Below are 17,373 nucleotides of genomic sequence, written 5' to 3'. Positions count from 1 at the left end.
GGACCAGTGGGTGACGCCGTTCAGGAGGCGGCGATGCCCTCCATGCCGATGCCGTTCTCGAACTTCGGCAGGCCCTCCACGGTGGTGACGAGCTTCAGCGAGCCGTCCTCGTTCACCTCGTAGCCCTGCACGTTGCCGGCGGTGGCGTTCTGGACGTACAGGAAGCCGTCGCTGGTGGTCATGTCGATCGATCCGCCGTTGGTGTCGGCGGCGACGTTCTTGACCACTTCGAGTTTGCCGTCGTCGTTGACCCGGTAGGAGCTGATGGTGGAGCTGCCGGCGTTGGCGACGAAGAAGTAGTCGCCGACGCGTTGGATCCAACACGGCGCCAGCTGACCGTTGGGCACCGACGACCCGACCTGGTCGAGCGTGCCGTCGTCCTCCAGCTCGAACCGGCTGACCGCGTTGGCACCCGACTCGGTGACCAGCAGCGAGTCCTCGCTGTCGAAGGTGAAGCCGAACGGGGTGTTTCCCGCGTCGCTGATGACGGGGTTAGGGGCCAGCTCGCCGTGGCGACCGATCTCGTAGCTGAACATGACGTTGGCGCCCTTCGTCGACACCAGGACGAACTCGCTGTCCGGGTCGATCTTGACCTGCGCCGGGGCGGTGCCGAATGCGGGCGGGTTGCCGTTGTGCAGCCCGAGCGACCGGTTGGCGTCCTCGATCCGCGACAGGCGGCCCTTGTGCAGCTCGAAGCCCTGCACCGAGCCCTCACCGCCGGCGTTGAGGACGTAGACGAGGTCGCCGCGGGCCGCGATGCTGACCGGCAGCAGGCCCCCGGACCAGATGACCTGGAGCTTGTGCAGCTTGGTGCCCTCGACGCCGAAGACGGTCACCGTGTTGCTGCCGGCGTTGACGGCGAAGAGCAGCCCCTTGTGGTAGATCAGGGAGCCCTGCGAGGCCAGCGCGTCGAGCGGCGCGCCGATGGTGAAGCCGCCCAGCCCGCCGGTCTCGTACTCACCCGCCTTGGTGAGACGGCCGTCCTCGTCGCGGTCGTACACCTTGATGGTGTTGCCCTCGGCCTTGTTGGTCTGGACGAAGACCGCGCCCTCGTCGTCGCCGTGGTGGTATTCACCTCCCTTGCGGTCGTCGTGGTATCCAGGGCCACCACCGTCGGCGAGAGCGGTCCCGGGGGCTGATCCGACGCTGGTCAGACCCGCCAGGAGGGCTGCCGCGAGCGCAACGCTGCGCTTCATCACTGACTCCTTTACGCACACGAAGGGAGGAATACGAGTTTTCCTCTGCTTCGAAAGCTATCGGAGGATGTAGTCATGATGAGCACCTTTACCCTAAAGCGGTAATTTCGTGCCGTTACCTAAAATGAGCAGACGTACGTGCCCGGATGGCATATCGAAAAGCGGACGGTGATGGCGTGCGCGGGCCACCGGATGGGATGCTGCACGGGTGACTCGCCGACACGCCGTCCGGCTCGGGCTGGCGATCGCGCTACTCGCCGGCTGCTCCGAGGCGGCGTACCCGCTGCCGGATCGAAACTCGGCCGACGTTCGGGCTGAGGAGGAGCGGCTCGCGACGCTCCTGCCCGGCGAGCTGCTGGGCGGACTCGGCACCTGCAAGGTCCGACTGCTCGGGCGCGACGGCTCTTCCTCGTATGCGTGGGCGCACTGCGACGCGGCCCCGGGGCCCGAGGGCGGTGGGAGCGTCTCCGTGCCGGTGCGAGTGGACGGCGATCGCGTGACGCAGCCCGGCGACGGAAGCGAATACTCCGCGAGTGTGCGCCGCATGTTCCCCGAGCGGCTGGCCAGAGTTGTTCTCGACGATGACGGCAAGCTGCGGCCCTGACGGACTCGGATGGCGACGACATCGCTGCCGTTTCGCGGATCTGGCGCGGCGCGGGGAGGTTCGGGGCCGACTTTCGCCTCCTACCCAAGGAGGAGGCCCGCTCCGACCGCCGGCCGCAACCGGGGCTCGCAGTCGGATGCTTTCGACCGGACCGGCCGCGAGCATCTACAGACATGACTACCGTGCTGCGTCGGGCGACGCACTGGAACCGCCCACTGATGGTCCTGGTCTGCGTGATGGCGGTGCTCACCGTCATCGCCGCGGTCGGCGTTCTCGCCGACTCGCGCGTCCTCATCGGGGCGCCGATCTGGCTCAAGCCGTTCAAGTTCGGGGTGTCCTTCGTGCTGTACGGCGCGACGCTCGCCTGGATGCTCTCCCTGCTGCCCCGACGCAGCCGGGCCACCGAGAGGGCGGCCGTCGTCATCGTCGCGGTGGCGGTCGTCGAGAACGCGTGGATCGTCAGTCAGGTGCTCCGCGGGGAGGCCAGCCACTACAACGTCACCACCCCTCTGAACATCGTGTTGACCGCGTCGACGGGCCTGGCGATCATGTTTCTGTTCGTCGCGCACCTCGTCATCGGTGTCGTCGTCCTGATCCAGCGGATCCCCGACCGGGCCGCCGCGACCGCCGTCGGGTGGGGGCTCGGCCTGTCCCTGCTGGGCATGCTCATGGCGGTACCGATGATCCTGCCGATGCAGGACCCGGGCATCGAAGGGATCGGCGGGGCGCACAGCGTCGGCGTGCCCGACGGCGGTCCGGGGTTGCCGATCGTCGGCTGGAGCACCACCGGCGGCGACCTGCGGATCGGGCACTTCGTGGGGCTGCACGCCCTCCAGGCGCTGCCGATCCTGACGATCCTGCTGACCCGGTTCGCCACGCGGCTGGACCAGCGCACCCACGTCCGCCTGCTGGTCGTCGCGGGCAGCGCGTACGGCCTACTCACCCTGCTGTTGACCTGGCAGGCGCTGCGCGGACAGCCGCTGCTGCGCCCGGACGCCAGCACTCTGGCCGCGGTCGCGATCCTGGTGGTCGCGACGACGGCCGCCAGCGGGCTGGTGCTGGCCGGCCGACGCCGCCCGGAACTGGCGTTGGCCGCATGACCGAGACGCTGTTCTCGCTGACGTTCACGGTGGCCGCGCCGTTCTGGGCACTGATGATCCTGCTGCCGCGCTGGTCGTGGACCGCCCGGATCATCGCCTCGCCGCTGATCGTGCTGCCGGTCGTGGTGATCTACGCCCTGCTGGTGATCCCGGCGATGGGCGACGTGCTGACGGCCGTGGGGTCGCCGACCCTGGACGGGGTGCGTGAACTGCTCGGCACCCCCACCGGGGCGGCGGCGGGCTGGGCGCACCTGATCGCGTTCGACCTGTTCGTCGGCCGCTGGGCGTGGCTGGACAGCAGGGAACGGGGGGTGCCGGCGCTGGTGATGGCCCCGGTGCTGCTGCTGACCATCCTGCTCGGACCGCTGGGCCTGGCCGCGTACCTCGCGGTCCGGCCCCGGTGGCGGCGGCCGGCGGCTGCCACCACCGACCCACAGCACCTAGGCTGACCACCGTGGGATGGCCGGCGCGACTGTTCGACATGCGGGACACGCTCGTGGGGATGGTGCTGCTCGACCTCGGCGGGGTCTGCTATCTGCTCTTCGTCGCCCACTCCACCCGGACATCACCCGCGACACAGTGGACGCTCGCGGTGCTCGCGTTCGCGGTGGCGCTGGCGACCCACCGTTGGCCGGTGCTCAACCTGCTGACCCAGGCCGTCCTGCTGGTGGTCGCGATCGGCCTGGTCGACGACTTCACCATCAACCAGGTCGGTGCCAGTTGGGCGCTGCTCGAGGTCACCATGCGGGCACACCGCCCCGGGGTCATCTGGCTCTCCGCCGCGTTGCTTGTCGCGGTCGACCTGACCGGCACGATCGGCGACACGGGCAACCAGGTCGCCTCCGGCGTCGTCGGACTGGCCCTGGAGGTTGGCGTGCCGGTGCTGCTCGGCCTCGTCATCCGCACCAACCGTCAGTTGAGTCGACAGGCCGTCGAGCGCGCCGTGGCCGAGCAGCGCCAACACGCGTCGGAGACCCGCGCGGCCCGCGCCGACGAACGCACCGCCATCGCCCGCGAGCTGCACGACGTCGTCGCCCACCATGTGGCGTCGATGGTCCTGCGGGTCGGCGTGGCCCGGCACGTGCTCACCGACCTGGACCCTCGGGTAAGCGAGGTCTTCGACGACGTACACGGCACCGGCACCGCGGCCCTGGCGGAGCTGCGCCGGCTGGTCGCGGTGCTGCGCAACCCCGACGGAGTACGCGGTGACGCGGCGCTGACCGCGATCGAACCCTCCGCGCTGCCGGCGGCGATCGGCACGTCCATCGACCGGGCCCGGCAGGCCGGCATCACCGTGGACGCCGACCTGGACCCGGCGATCGGTTCGCTCGACGCGGTCCGCGGCATGGCGGTCCTGCGACTGACCCAGGAGGCGCTGACAAACGTGGCCAAACACGCGGGGACGTCCGCGCTCGCGCACCTCGTGGTCGCCGTTCGCGACGGTGCCGTGCACTGGGAGGTGACCGACAACGGGCACGGTGGGACGCCGGTGGGCGCTCCGACAGGTGGCGGGCACGGCATCACCGGGATGCGCGAGCGCGTCGAGGTCCTCGGCGGTCGGCTGGAGGCCGGCCCGATCCCGACGGGGTGGCGGGTGCGTACCGTGCTCCCGTCCTCCGGCGCCCAACCGCCCGCCCCCGTGGTGCCCCGGGACCGCACGTCCCCCGCCGGTGCGCCCGCACCGGAGCCGGCGTGATCCGGGTGCTGCTGGTCGACGACCAGCACCTCATCCGCGCCGGGCTGCGGATGCTCTGCGACGCCCAACCCGACATCGAGGTCGTCGGCGAGGCCGACAACGGCCGGGAGGCGATCCCGCTGGCCGGGCGGCTGCTGCCCGATGTCGTCGTCATGGACCTGCGGATGCCCGGTGTCGACGGGATCACCGCGACCAGCCGGATCCTCGCCGACCGCCCCAGCACCCGCATCCTGGTGCTGACCACGTTCGGCGACGACGATCACCTCTACCCCGCCCTGACCGCCGGAGCCTGCGGGTTCCTGCTCAAGGACGCGCCCCCGACCGAACTGCTCGACGGCATCCGGCGGGCCGCCGTCGGTGACAGCCCGTTCAGCCCGGAGGTGCTGCGGCGTCTCGTCCAGCGCGCGGTGCACGCCCGACCCGAGACACCACGGCAGGCCCAGGGTCTGACCGCCCGCGAACGGGACGTGCTGGACCTGGTCGCCGAGGGCCTGTCCAACACCGAGATCGCCGAGCGGCTGCACATCGGTGTCACCACGGTCAAGACCCATATCACCAGCCTGATGACCAAGACCGACAGCCCCAACCGGGTACGCCTCGCCCTGTTCGCGCGCGGCGTCCGACCCACGCCCTAACGGCCGCAGGCGTAGCCCTGCATCCCCCGGGGATTCGCGCCGGCGGACAGCACACCCGTCGCCGGATCCCGGGTCACCGCGCAGAGCCGACCCAGGCTCCACCCGTCGGTGACCCGCACCTCGTGCCCGTACGCCCGCAGAGCCGCCCGCACGCTCTCGTCGAACCGGTCCTCCACCACCAGGACGCCGGGCTCCATCTCGCGGGGATAGAACGACTCCGGCAGGCTCAGCGTGTGCCACGCCGGCGCGTCGATCGCCTCCTGGAGCGGTTGGCCGGCGACGAGGTGCCGCAGCAGGAACGGCACCTGCCACTGGTCCTGCTGGTCACCGCCGGGGGTCCCGCAGGCCAGCACCGGCTCGCCGTCGCGGTGCACCATCGTCGGGCTCAACGTCGTACGCGGTCGACGGCCCGGCGCCAACGAGGACGCGAGCCCCTCCTCCAGCCAGCACATCTGCAACCGGCTGCCCAGCGGGAAGCCGAGTTCCGGAATGGTCGGCGAACTCTGCAACCAGCCACCACTGGGGGTCGCGGAGATCATGTTGCCCCAGCGGTCGACCACGTCCACGTGGCAGGTGTCGCCACGGGTCACCCCGTCCGCCTGCACGGTCGGTTCCCCGGTCGTGGGATCCGTCGCGTGTGCTCGCCGCACGGTGTCGGGTCGGACGTGGGCCGGCAGGCGTGGCCGCGAACCGTCCGGTCGCCCCGGCCGCAACTCCGCCGACGCGCGATCACCGATCAGGGCCGCCCGCTCGCGCGCGTACTCCCGGGAGAGCAGCGCCGCGCCGGGCACGTCGACGCCGTCGCCGTACCAGGCCTCCCGGTCGGCGAAGGCGAGCTTGAGCGCCTCGACCTGGGCGTGCACCCCCGCCGCGGTCGCCGGGTCGTACGCGCCGGGATCGTCGAGCGCGTCCAGGGTGGCCAGCGTCTCCAGCAACACCGGACCCTGGCCCCAGAAACCGGTCTTCGCCACCGAGTAGCCGTGCCAGTCGAGGGTGACGGGCGCCTCCCAGGTCGCCGAGTACGCGGCCAGGTCGTCGCCGGTGACCAGCCCGGCGTGCGGCCGTCCACTGGAGTCCTGGAACGGCCGCCGGCTGAACGCGTCGATCGCCTCGGCCACGAAACCCGTGCTCCAGGCCCGGCGCGCGGCCTCGATCTGCGCCTCCCGGTCCGCGCCGGCCGCCTGTCCCGCCTCGACCAGCCGGCGCAGGGTGTCCGCGTACGCCGGGTTGGCGACCAGCTCCCCCGCCTCCGGTGGCCGGCCGCCGCGCAGCCAGAGGGCGGCGGAGGTGGGCCAGTGCTCCTCGAACAGTGACCGGACGGCCGCCACGGTGGCACCGACCCGACCCACCAGCGGGTGTCCGGCGGCGGCGTAGCCGATGGCCGGCTCCAGCACCTCGGCGAGGGTACGTGTGCCGTGCTCGCGCAGCAGCAGGAGCCAGGCGTCCACGGCGCCGGGTACGGCCGCCGCGAGCGGCCCGGCGCCCGGGACGAGGTCCATCCCGAGGGACCGGAAGTGCGCGATCGTGGCGCCCGCCGGCGCGGGACCCTGCCCGCACAGCACCTTCGGCCTGGGGTCCTGCGCGGTGGCCACGATGGCCGGCACCTCGCCGCCCGGTCCGTTGAGGTGCGGTTCGACCACGTGCAGGACGAACCCGGCGGCGACCGCCGCGTCGAAGGCGTTGCCGCCGCGTTCCAGGATGCCCATCGCCGACTGGCTGGCGAGCCAGTGCGTCGAGGAGACCATGCCGAAGGTGCCCCGCAGCGTGGGCCGGGTGGTGAACGTCATGATCACACCTCACTCGGATCCACGGTGCGAACGCAAGACCTCCGGGTCCACCCGCGCACCGCCCCGCCCGGTGCTCAGTGCGCGGGCTCAGGTCCGGCGGTACTCAGTGCGCGGGCCGGTCCGGCTGCCGCGGAAGAGGCTGAGCAGGACGACCAGGGCGAGCACCGCCACCACCGCGCTGAAGATCTCGGCGGCAGGACGCAGACCGGTGCCCTGGATCAGCAGGCCCACCCCGACGGCGGGCACGCCGAGCATGGCGAACAGGATCGCGAAGAAGGTCGACACCGCCTCGGCCCGGTGCTGCGGTTCGGTCTTCATCGTGATCGTCGCGATGCCGTCGCCGACCGCCACCCCGGACGCGACCCCGATGATCGCCGCGCTGATGACGAGCGTCCCCAGCAGCGCCATCCACATGCTGAACGCGAGCAGGCCCGCCCCCACGATCAGACCGACGCAGGCGCTGGCCAGCGCGGCGCGCGAGGACAGGACGCGGGTCAGCAGCTGCCCGAACGCGGCACCGGCGAACGCCACGAAGACCACGAGCGCGGCCAGGGTGTGCGAGGTCTCGTGCAGGACCATGCCGAGGAACAGCCCGCTCACCGACGTGAGCACCCCGAGCGCGGCGAACCCGGCGCCAGCGGTGATCGCCGAACGGACGAAGGCGCCCCGGATGTTCGCCGGCACGTGCAACCGTTGCACCCGCAGCGTCACCGGCGAGCGTTCCCGCACCGTCTCCGGTACGCCGCGCAACGCGAAGATCGCGGCGACCGCCAGGAGCAGCACGATCACCCAGGGCAGCCGGAGCGGGTCGGGCGCCACGTCCGCCACGATCCCGGACAGCAGGGTGCCGGTGGCGAGGCCGCCCAGGTTCGCGAAGATCGAGACGGTCGCGGCGCGCTTCGGATGCCGAGGGCTGATCAACTCGGCCAGCGCCGCGGTCGCCGCGCCGATGATCAGCGCGGCGGAGAGGCCGGCCAGGATCCGACCCACAATGATCATCGCCAGGTCCACGGCGGCCAGGAACACGGCGTCCGCGACGACCGAGAGCAGCAACGCGACGAGGATGACCGGGCGTCGGCCGATCTGGTCGGAGAGCCGACCGAAGACCAGCAAGCCGACGACCACGCCCAACGCGTACAGCGCGTAGACCACTGTCACGGTGAGCGACGCGAAGCCGAACTCCGTCTCGTAGAGCGGGTAGAGCGGAGTCGGTACGGTGGTGCCCACCAGCGTGATCCAGAAGGCGAACGTGACCCGCACGGCGCCGGACGTGGAGCCCGACCGTGTCGTTGCGCCATCGGCACGGCTGGCGTTGGACATGATCGGTCCCTTCGGGCTCGGACGCCCCTGCTGCGGGCCATCGCGGCTCCTGCCCCCCGTGCAGCATGGGTCCTGGCCCATCGCGCAGGTGCGACAACAGCCCCAAAACCCCTCATCAGGTGGCGCGGGCCTGCTCGGTCCAGTGGAGCTGATGTCGTCACCGATTCAGCGCCACAGGCCGTCAACTCGCCGGCCCGCCCTCGCGCCGTCCGGACGGCCGAGGGTGGTACTCGGGGCGGAGCTTCGCGCTGGCGAACGCCCCCTTCACCGCCGCGGAGAGCGCCGCCATGTCGTACGCGCCGTGGTGCCGCCGGCCGTTGATGAAGAACGTCGGGGTGCCGGTGACGCCGCTGAGGTCGGCGGAGTCGACGTCCTCGGCGACCCGGTCGACGGCCATCCGCTTCACCATGTGCTCCCGGAACTGGTCCGGGTCCAGGCCGAGCTGAACGGCGTAGCCGAGCACGTCGGCAGGGTCGAGTGCGTGCTGGTGCGTGAGGAGCAGGTCGTGCATCTCCCAGAACGCGCCCTGCGCCCCCGCCGCCTCGGCGGCCTCGGCCGCGAGTTGGGCGTGTGGGTGGACGTCGGTGAGCGGCAGGTGCCGCCACACGTACCGGATGTTGGCGAAGTCGGCCAGCAGTTCCCGGACCACCGGCTCGGCGTGCCCGCAGTAGGGGCACTCGAAGTCGCCGTACTCCACGACCGTCACCGGCGCCTCGACCGGCCCCCGCATGTGGTCGCGCTGCTCGTCGACCGGCAGCATCAGGTCGACGATCCCCTCGGTGACGCCCAGCAGCGCCCGGGTGCGCCGTGCCGGCGACATCCGCCCGGCCGAGCGGAACACCAGCCAGGTGACGAGGGACGCGCCGAGCGTCGCGACGAGGATGCCGAGTTTCGCCTCGTCCAGGGCGGGACCGCTGAGCGCGTGGGTGGCGATCAGGAGGGCGACGGTGAACCCGATGCCGGAGACCGTGCCGACCCCCGCGACGGCGAGCCAGCCCACCGGCGGGCGGAACCGGTTGCCGCTCAGCCGGGCCACCAGCCACGACGTGGTCAGGATCCCGGCCGGCTTGCCGACGACGTACGCGACCACGACGCCGAGCGTGACCGGGGAGGTCACGGCCCGGGCCAGCAACTCTCCGTCGATCACGATCCCGGCGTTCGCCAGTGCGAAGAGCGGCACGACCACGTAGCTCGCCCACGGATGGTAGAGAGCCTGCAGCCGCTCGTTCGGCGACACCGCCGAGGTGAGCCCGGCGTGAGCCATCCGGGCGAGCTGCGGGGTGGGCTGTTCCCGGAAGAGGCGGAACTGGTCGGTTGCCCGCTGCAGGTCGCCGCGACCGGGGGCATAGGCGTAGGTCAGCAACCCCATCAGCAGGCCCACCGCGACCGGGTCGACACCGGATTTCGAGACGGCGACCCAGGCCGCCAGCCCCAGCAGCGCGTAGATTGGCCCGAATCGCACACCGCACCCCCGCACCAGCAGGACGACGGCGAAGATGCCCACCGCGACGAGCAGCGCCATCGGCGATGGGTGCTTCGGGTAGGCGATCGCGAGCACCACGATGGCCAGCACATCGTCGACGACGGACACGGTCAGCAGGAAACCCCGCAGCCGATCGGAGAAGCGCGGCCCGAAGATGGCCAGCGCGCCGAGGGCGAGCGCCGTGTCCGTGGCCATCACCGCCCCCCAACCCGCGGCGGTGGGATGCCCTGCGTTGATCGCGAGATAGATCCCGATCGGCAGGAGCATCCCGCCGAAGCCGGCCAGCATCGGCAACGCCAGTCGACGCCGCTCGCGCAGCTCGCCGATGTCGAACTCGCGGCGCAACTCCAACCCGGCCACCAGGAAGAAGAAGGTCATCAGGCCGCTGTTGACCCAGGTACGCAGGTCGTGTGACACGGACCAGTCGCCTAGCTGGACCGACAACGACGTGCTCCAGAGCGACTCGTACGACCGGACGTGCAGATTGGTCCACGCGAGAGCCACCACCGCGGCGACCAGCACCAGCCGGGCACCGCCGGTCTCGGTACGCAGGAACGCGCGCAGCGGAGCGTTGAACCGCCCCTCCCAGGCGGTCCGGCCGCTCCATCCCCCCAGTAGCCTGCTGTTCGTCACGGGGACAATCCTTGTCGATCTGATCCCGATGCGGCGGTGAATCGTCCGCCCGGTCCGGCGGCGGCACGTCCCCTGTTCGAAGCCTGCGGTGTCCAGCGGCAGTACAGGCGTTGTCGTCGACACCCACGCCCGAGCAGTCCACGGCGGCGCGCTCCCACCAGCGCCGGAGTGGGGCGGCGAACCGGTACGATGCGCCCATGAGCTCAGAGGCGGTTGGCAGGTACATGCCCCCGGTCGTGACGCTCGATGACCTGACGGCGATGATGGCCGCAGACGAGAACCACCGGTATGAAATCAGCCCAGAGGGAGTCGTCTCGATCATGCCGCCGCCGGGGTACAACCACGCGATCATCGCGACCCGGCTCATGGTGTGGCTCGCTCAGGGCGGTGTCCCGGCGGAACACATTGCCCAAGCAGTCGGGCTACGCGTACCGGGTCGTGACGGCGGCGTCGGCGGACGCATTCCTGACCTCGTGGTTTGGAGCAAGGCTCAGGCAGACGGTGTGTGGCTGCCAGTCGCCGACGTGCTCCTTGTGATCGAGATCGTTTCGCCCGGCTCCGAGGGTGTCGACACGGTGACCAAGCGCAGTGAGTACGCCGCCGCCAGCATCCCCCAGTATTGGGTGGTCGACCAGGATGCGGCGCAGACCGTCACCATGCGCCGCCTCGACGGCGACCAGTACGTCGCCCACGCGACCATGCCGCTCGCCTGGGTCCTCAACACCCGCCCGGACGAGCACGGCCTCGGCTGAACGAGTCGTGACCCTCGTCAGGCGCGGGTGAGGCGACCGTCCTGGTCGACGCGGAGGCGACCGCTGGTCACGGCGACGTGCAGCCCGTACCGGAGCAGTTTGTCGATCTTTTCGGTGCGGCGGCGGTAGCCGAGCCGTTCCAGGCCGGCGCGCAGCAGCCGCTCCTCGTCCATGTTCGGTACGCCCTGGAGTACGTGCACGAAGGCGTTGGCCACCTCCTCGGGTGGCACCTCCTCGAACGCGCGGTCGTTGCTCGCCTGCGTGACCCGGTACGCGTGGTACGTCCGCGGGTCGGCGTCCTCGGGCCAGGCGTACCGGCTCACGCTCGGGTGTGCGTGCAGGCGGCCGGAGTCGACCAGCGACAGCACGGCGACACGCCGGTCCTCCCGGGTCCGCAGGAAACCGAACCGGGCGAGGGCGAGGCGGGCGAGGCGGTGCTGCTCGATGGGTCCCTCCGCCTCGATGATCTCGCGGAGCGCGTTCCGCATCAGCTCCCGTACCCGCCGGTCGGTGGCCAGGAGGTCGAGGTCGGCCTGGTCGCCGAGCGACGTGGGCACGTAGGGCACGAACGGGCTCACCGTGATGGGGTCCCCAGCGGTGGTCACGGCGGCGAGTGCGCTGACCGGTGGCGCCGAGACATCCGGGACGGGCTCGTCGTCCACGGCGAGGCGCGGCTGGGGCAGCTCGGCCGTCGGTGTCGGGTGCGGCGTTTCCACGTCCACCTCGGAGCGCGGCTGCGGCAGCGCGATGGCCCCGGGCGGCGCGGCAGCCGCCGACGAGTCGGGTTCCGGTTCGACGGTCGCGGGGGCGTCGGCCCGGGTGACCGCCTCGTCGACCCGGTCGAGCAGCGCCGACCGGTCGTGGATCCACGCCGGCAGCCAGAACCGCACGACCTCCGGCCAGCCCATGATCGAGCGCAGGAGCGCGGGCGCCGAATCCCGGTCGGCCACCGTCGGGCGTGCGCTCCAGTCCGGGCCGTCGAGCATGACGGCCACCTGCCACCGTGGTGCGCCTGGTCGGCGTACCGCGATGTCCACCGTGAAGTCGGAGAGGCCGTGCGAGGTACGGACCTCGTGGCCGCGGTCGCGTAGCGCCGCGGCCACCTCCTCGCGGATCCGACTGCGCCGCTCGGTGCGGTCGGTGGCGAGGTCGCCCAGGCGCTCCGCGCCGGCGGCGGCCATCTCGCAGTACGCCCGCAGGTGCTGGGTGCCCAGCGCGGACGTGCGGGACAGGTCGATGTCGGACGGGTGGAAGGACGAGTAGAGGACGACCTGGCGGCGGGCGCGGGTGATGGCCACGTTGAGCCGCCGCTCGCCGCCGGCCTGGCTCAGCGGGCCGAAGTTCAGCGGGAGCTGACCGGTCTCCGGGTTGGTGGAGAAGGCCAGGGAGAACAGGACGACGTCGCGCTCGTCGCCCTGCACGTTCTCCAGGTTCTTCACGAAGATCGGCTCCGCGACCGCCCCGGCGAGGTGCTCGCGGATGATCGGATCGGCGCTCTCCTCCAGCAGGTTGAGGATGAGGTCGCGCTGCTGGATGTTGAAGGTGACCACGCCGACGGACGGGGTGGCGGTCGCCGGGTCGTGCAGCCGCCGGGTGATGTCCGCGAGGATCGCCCGCGCCTCGACCTCGTTGGTGCGGGATCCGCCCCGGTCGTACTGGCCGTCGACGCGCCGCCAGCTGACGCCCGCCTCGCTGGCGGCACCGGGCGACGGGAGGCTGGACAGTTTGTTGTCGTAGTAGTAGCGGTTGGAGAAGGCGATGAGTGACTCGTCGTGGCTGCGGTAGTGCCAGGAGAGCCACCGTTGCGGCAGTCCCGACTCGACGGCCTCGCTGAGAATGCTCTCCAGGTCCTCCGGCACGGGGCCGTCACCCTCGTCGACCTCGTCCGTGCTGTGGCTGGCCTGCATGATGCTGCTCGGTGGCATCTGCCGGGAGTCGCCGACCACCACCACGGCGCTGCCCCGACCCATCGCGCCGATCGCCTCCGCCACCCGGATCTGCGAGGCCTCGTCGAAGATGACCAGGTCGAAACGTTGGCTCCCCGGTGCCAGGAAGTTCGCCGCGGACGCGGGGCTGACCAGCACGCACGGGGTCAGTGCGAGCACCGCGTCCGGGTACTGCTCGAACAGTTCCCGGAAGGACCGCCCGCCGCGCTTGCGGCGAAGCTCCGCCGCGAAGTCGGCGAAGCGGCCCCGCCGGTCGGACGGGCTGAAGGGGCGGCGACGGACCAGCACCGACGGCAGCCGCGTGGGCAGCGCGGACCGCAGCTCACCGGCGGCCGCCTCGAACTGGCTGATCTCGTCGTCGTGCAGGTCCGCGTCGAAGTACTGCAGGCCGCCGGCCCGGACCCGCTCGGCGAGGGACGCCGTCGCGACGCCCCGCCGGTAGACCTCCTCGGCGAGACGCGCGGGCACCTCGGCCCGCAGCAGTTGGTCCTGGTAGTCGGTGAGACCGGCCGAGGCGAGCACGTCGGCGTGGACCAGGACGGTCGCCCACCGGCGCAACGGGAACAACTCCTCGCTGCGCAACTCGTGCAGCCAGGCCGCGCCGTCGCGCTGCCAGGCGTCCACCCAGTGCGCACTGGCGGACCACCGGGCCAGCTCGGCCGCACCGCAGCGCAACACCCCGCGCCAGGCCCGCCAGCGCGAGGCGAAGCGGTCGAGGAGCACCGCGTCGACATCGGTGCACCCGCCGTCGAACAGCTCCCAGGCTCGCGGGTGCCGGGTCAGGAGCGTGCGGCCCACCCGGGTTGCCTCGATCGCCTCGGTCAGCCGCTCCTGCGCGTCGGGGTCGGTGGGCTGCCACCGCGACAGCCGCAGCCCGCCCACCGCCACGACATGCTGGTGGAGGGCCGCCGCCTGCGCCTGGGCGGCGACCAGCCGACCGGTGGTGATCTCCACCCGATCCACGTCGAGCGTCGCGCCCGCGACCAGGTGCACCGCCAGCAGATCCGCGACGGCCTGCCGCCGCTTGCGCTTGCCGAACAGCTTCTTCGCCGCCTCCTGGGCTGCCGCGTGCCAGGCGGCCAGCTCCGGTCGAGTGAACACGTCCGGCCGGAAGGTGGCCAGCTCACCGGCGAAGCCCTGCCGGAAGGCCGCCAGGTCCGGCTGGAGCCGGGCCACCGCCTCGTCCCACCGTCGGTCGCCGGCGTGCAGGGTGGTCTGCCGGTCCGGCAGCAGTCCGCGTACGGCGAGCCACGCGCCCGCCTGCAGCTCACTCACGGTCTCCGGGGCGGGCAGTGTGTGCAGCAACTCGACCAGGTGTGGGTGGGCGGCGAGGTCGGCACGGAGGCGTTCGAGCTCAGCGGCGATCTCGGTGACCGCGTCGCCGTGCAGCCCGTCGAGGGTGCGGCAGCCGCTGAGCGCCCACGGGTGCGCGGCCCGGAGTCGAGCGGATCGTGCGGCCGCCGGGAACTCCCGCAGGGTCGTCTCGACCTGCGCGCGCGCCGGGGCGGGTGCGTGCAGGTAGGCCACCGGAATCGGGGCGACCGGTCCGTCGGCGTACGCCAGGGTCTGCTCGTAGGCCGACCAGAGCGACATCCCGACGGGGTTGCTGGTGTGCACCTGGGCCGGGTACTCGGCCAGTGGGGCGAGCCGCGTCCGGTAAGCCGTCTCGACGGCCGTCCACGTGCCGTCACCGCCCTGGTCGTACTGGTCCAGCGCGTCGCGCAACTGCTGGCGGATCGCGTTGAGGGACTGCTTGCGCCCGTGCAGGTCGAGCGCGAACGGCCCGAGGCCGATCTGCTTGAGGCGACGCTTCACCACCTCCAGTGCGGCCTGCTTCTCGGCGACGAACAGCACCGACCGGCCCGCGCCGACCGCCTGGGCGATCATGTTGGTGATGGTCTGGGACTTGCCGGTGCCCGGCGGACCCTCCAGGACGAAGGAGTGGCCGCGCTCGGCGCGCACGATGGCCTGCATCTGCGACCCGTCGGCGGGGATGGGCAGGTGCAGGTCGGCCTCGTCGACGGCGATCTCGACGTCGTGCTCCGGGCGGGCGGGGTCGTCGAACGTGGCGCCGGAGGACTCGACCAGGTGCCGGACGACCGGGTTCTTGAGAAAGCGTGGCCAGTGGTCGGTGAGGTCCCGCCACATCTGGAAGGTGGAGAACTGCAACAGGCGAAGACTGGCTGTCTCGTCGATGCGGTAGTTGAGCCGGTTGTCGAGCAACCCCGTGTTGATCGCCGCGAGGGTCTTGGCGATGTCGATGCCGTGCTCGTCGAGGACCGGTCGCTCCAGCTCCGGGATCCGCACGCTGTGCTTGACCCGCAACCACTCGACCAGGCAGTGGTTCGGACTGGCGACCCCGGTGCCGTCGATGACGATCGCGTACGGGCGACGGCCGCTGCCGCCGTCGATGCGCACCGGCAGGAGGAACAACGGCGCGTACGCCTCTCCCCCGGTCGTCTTCGTGTGCACCAGGGTGCCGATGGTCAGGTAAAGGTGGTTGCTGCCGGTCTCCTGCTCCATCGTGCGCGCCTCGCGTTGCAGCGCGCGCATCGCGGTCTTGTAGCGGGCGTCGGTGACCGCGCCGTAGACCCGCCGGTCGGTACGCAGCTCCCGGGTGAGGATCTCGGCGTCGAGGTCCTGTGCCCGACGCGTCCCGGCCAACTCGTGGACGTGACTGATGGCGTCCTGCGGGATGACCTGCACCTGGCGACCGTCGTGGATGAGGTCGTCGAGCAGGGCCAACGCACCCGCCGGCACGTGCAGGTCCAGACCACGGCCCCGCTTGGGCAGGTTGAGCAGCGGATTACGCAGGCTCAGGTCGAGCAGCGACTTCTTCCACTGCTGGACGCGCGCCGGCGACCCGTCGGACTGCTGCGGCACCTCCTCGCCCTCGTCCGCGAACTGGCGCAGCCGCGCGGCGGCGACGCCGGGGGGCAGGTCGAGGGACGCTGGTGTCTGTGGCGTCGCCTCGGCGGCCGTTTCCTTGAGCAGCGGCGTGGCGACCAACTCGTCGGTTGACGGCAGGGGGCGGATCCCCGAGCGATGGGCCAGGTGCACGTCGATGACGCCCTGCATGCGCTCGCCGTCGCCACGGAAGTGGCCGAGCCCGACGCGTACCGCCTCGGTGAAGGTCGCCGACCGCGCGCCCGGCCCGATGCGGGTCAGCTCGACCGGCACGGCCCGGCCCGAGTCCACCATGGAGATCAGCAGGTTGGTCTCGGTCACCGCGGCCGAGCCCAGCCGTTCCTCCTCCAGCAGGAAGCCACCGAAGGCGTGCCCCGCGCTGACGAAGATGAGCGGGTGCAGCCCGGCCGCCTCCAGACACGCGGCGTACGTGACGGACAGGTCGAGGCAGTTGCCCAGTCGACCGTCGAGGACGGCTGCGGTGGTGCGTACCTTCTGGCCGGTGTTCTCGAAGGACGCCGGCAGGGTCTGGTAGGTGATCTCCAGTTGGCGCAGCGCCTCGTAGACGGCGCCGGCGATCAGCGCGGCCCGCTCCGAACCCTCCTGATAACCCGGTAACGAGCCGGAGCCGGTCCTTGCGAGCAGGAGTCGGGCGGCGGCGCGCAGGACCGCCTCGACGGCCTGAGTGTTCGGCTGCACGAAGGCCGCCAGGCTGTCGTACAGGGCGGGGCTGTTGAACCACTCGTTGTGCGCCAACACCCTGGACGGGGCGACAAGCGTCAAGGCGGTCTCACGTGCCTCGACTGCGTTGTCGGCTGCCGCGGCTGCGTTCTCGGCTGTCTCGACGGTGAGGCGGTAGTCGACCGGGAACGCCTCGCCGGTGCGGTACAGCAGCGTGCGGTCGGGTGTGAAGTCGCGGAAGTCGTCCCAGCTCGTGCTCGCCCCGGGCCGCAATGGCTGGGTCAGCGTCCGTGCCCACGGCTCGGTCAGCACGCCGTCCGGGCCGCGCAGTTCCAGCGTCACCGTGACATCGGTCAGCGGCACCGCGCCCCGGTTGACGAGCGTGAGGTGACGGACCAGCGGCACCCGGTTGTGCACCAGGGCGGCGTTGATCGCCGGCTGCACGAGCAGCCCGACCTCGAGCTGGTCGTCGTCGGCGGTGAACTGCGCGAAGACGCTGTCGGACATGGCGTTTCTCCAGGTGGGGAGACCGGGGAGAGCCAGCCTAACGGCCACCCGACCGGTGGAGAGTGCCCCGGCCGTACGACGATCTTGGAAGTCGTCCGTCTGAGGCGGTACGTGCGCCCTGACGAC

Annotated in this window: 11 protein-coding genes; 6 read left to right on the top strand and 5 right to left on the bottom strand. The window is 71.5% G+C overall.

Annotated features, from left to right (window positions below; translation table 11 throughout):
• Nucleotides 1-20: 20 nt before the first annotated feature.
• Nucleotides 21-1,196, bottom strand: coding sequence for a lactonase family protein (locus tag ACFYPM_RS31205; protein WP_387204681.1), 1,176 nt, complete (start codon nucleotides 1,194-1,196; stop codon nucleotides 21-23).
• 208 nt (nucleotides 1,197-1,404) lie between these two features.
• Between ACFYPM_RS31205 and ACFYPM_RS31200 the strand changes: the two genes are divergently transcribed.
• The 5 genes from ACFYPM_RS31200 (at nucleotide 1,405) to ACFYPM_RS31180 (ending at nucleotide 5,231) form a co-directional block, all read left to right on the top strand.
• On the top strand, nucleotides 1,405-1,800 hold the full coding sequence (locus ACFYPM_RS31200) for a hypothetical protein (protein ID WP_387204678.1): 396 nt from the start codon (nucleotides 1,405-1,407) through the stop codon (nucleotides 1,798-1,800).
• Between the two features lie 173 nt (nucleotides 1,801-1,973).
• Nucleotides 1,974-2,900: a hypothetical protein gene (locus ACFYPM_RS31195; protein WP_387204676.1), complete on the top strand. Its 927-nt coding sequence runs from the start codon at nucleotides 1,974-1,976 to the stop codon at nucleotides 2,898-2,900.
• Nucleotides 2,897-3,349 carry an ABA4-like family protein gene (locus ACFYPM_RS31190; RefSeq protein ID WP_387204673.1) on the top strand — a complete coding sequence of 151 codons (453 nt, stop codon included), beginning with the start codon at nucleotides 2,897-2,899 and terminating at the stop codon, nucleotides 3,347-3,349. The genes ACFYPM_RS31195 and ACFYPM_RS31190 overlap by 4 nt, the downstream gene beginning before the upstream one ends.
• Before the next feature lie 5 nt (nucleotides 3,350-3,354).
• Nucleotides 3,355-4,596, top strand: a complete 1,242-nt coding sequence (locus tag ACFYPM_RS31185; protein WP_387204670.1) for a sensor histidine kinase — start codon at nucleotides 3,355-3,357, stop codon at nucleotides 4,594-4,596.
• A complete protein-coding gene (locus ACFYPM_RS31180) occupies nucleotides 4,593-5,231 on the top strand; it encodes a response regulator (protein ID WP_387204667.1) in 639 nt (212 codons plus the stop codon). Before ACFYPM_RS31185 ends, ACFYPM_RS31180 begins: the two co-directional genes overlap by 4 nt.
• Here ACFYPM_RS31180 and ACFYPM_RS31175 read toward each other — a convergent pair.
• The 3 genes from ACFYPM_RS31175 to nhaA form a co-directional block, all read right to left on the bottom strand.
• A complete protein-coding gene (locus ACFYPM_RS31175; RefSeq protein ID WP_387204664.1) occupies nucleotides 5,228-7,018 on the bottom strand; it encodes a gamma-glutamyltransferase family protein in 1,791 nt (596 codons plus the stop codon). The genes ACFYPM_RS31180 and ACFYPM_RS31175 overlap by 4 nt on opposite strands.
• An 87-nt stretch (nucleotides 7,019-7,105) precedes the next feature.
• Nucleotides 7,106-8,338, bottom strand: coding sequence for an MFS transporter (locus ACFYPM_RS31170; protein WP_387204661.1), 1,233 nt, complete (start codon nucleotides 8,336-8,338; stop codon nucleotides 7,106-7,108).
• Between the two features lie 181 nt (nucleotides 8,339-8,519).
• Nucleotides 8,520-10,454 (bottom strand): Na+/H+ antiporter NhaA, encoded by a 1,935-nt coding sequence (gene nhaA / locus ACFYPM_RS31165; RefSeq protein WP_387204658.1) that lies wholly within the window; start codon nucleotides 10,452-10,454, stop codon nucleotides 8,520-8,522.
• A gap of 197 nt (nucleotides 10,455-10,651) precedes the next feature.
• On the opposite strand from nhaA, the gene ACFYPM_RS31160 reads away from it, so the two are divergent.
• Nucleotides 10,652-11,206, top strand: a complete 555-nt coding sequence (locus tag ACFYPM_RS31160; protein WP_387204655.1) for a Uma2 family endonuclease — start codon at nucleotides 10,652-10,654, stop codon at nucleotides 11,204-11,206.
• Nucleotides 11,207-11,223: 17 nt separating this feature from the next.
• Here ACFYPM_RS31160 and ACFYPM_RS31155 read toward each other — a convergent pair whose 3' ends face one another.
• On the bottom strand, nucleotides 11,224-17,247 hold the full coding sequence (locus ACFYPM_RS31155; RefSeq protein ID WP_387204652.1) for a DUF4011 domain-containing protein: 6,024 nt from the start codon (nucleotides 17,245-17,247) through the stop codon (nucleotides 11,224-11,226).
• Nucleotides 17,248-17,373 lie beyond the last annotated feature (126 nt).

Origin of the sequence: Micromonospora sp. NPDC005203 (genome assembly GCF_042872705.1) — a bacterium.
In the GTDB taxonomy this organism is placed as follows: domain Bacteria; phylum Actinomycetota; class Actinomycetes; order Mycobacteriales; family Micromonosporaceae; genus Micromonospora.
The sequence above is the reverse complement of the archived record's forward strand: the minus strand, read 5'-3'. Positions and strand labels throughout refer to the sequence as shown.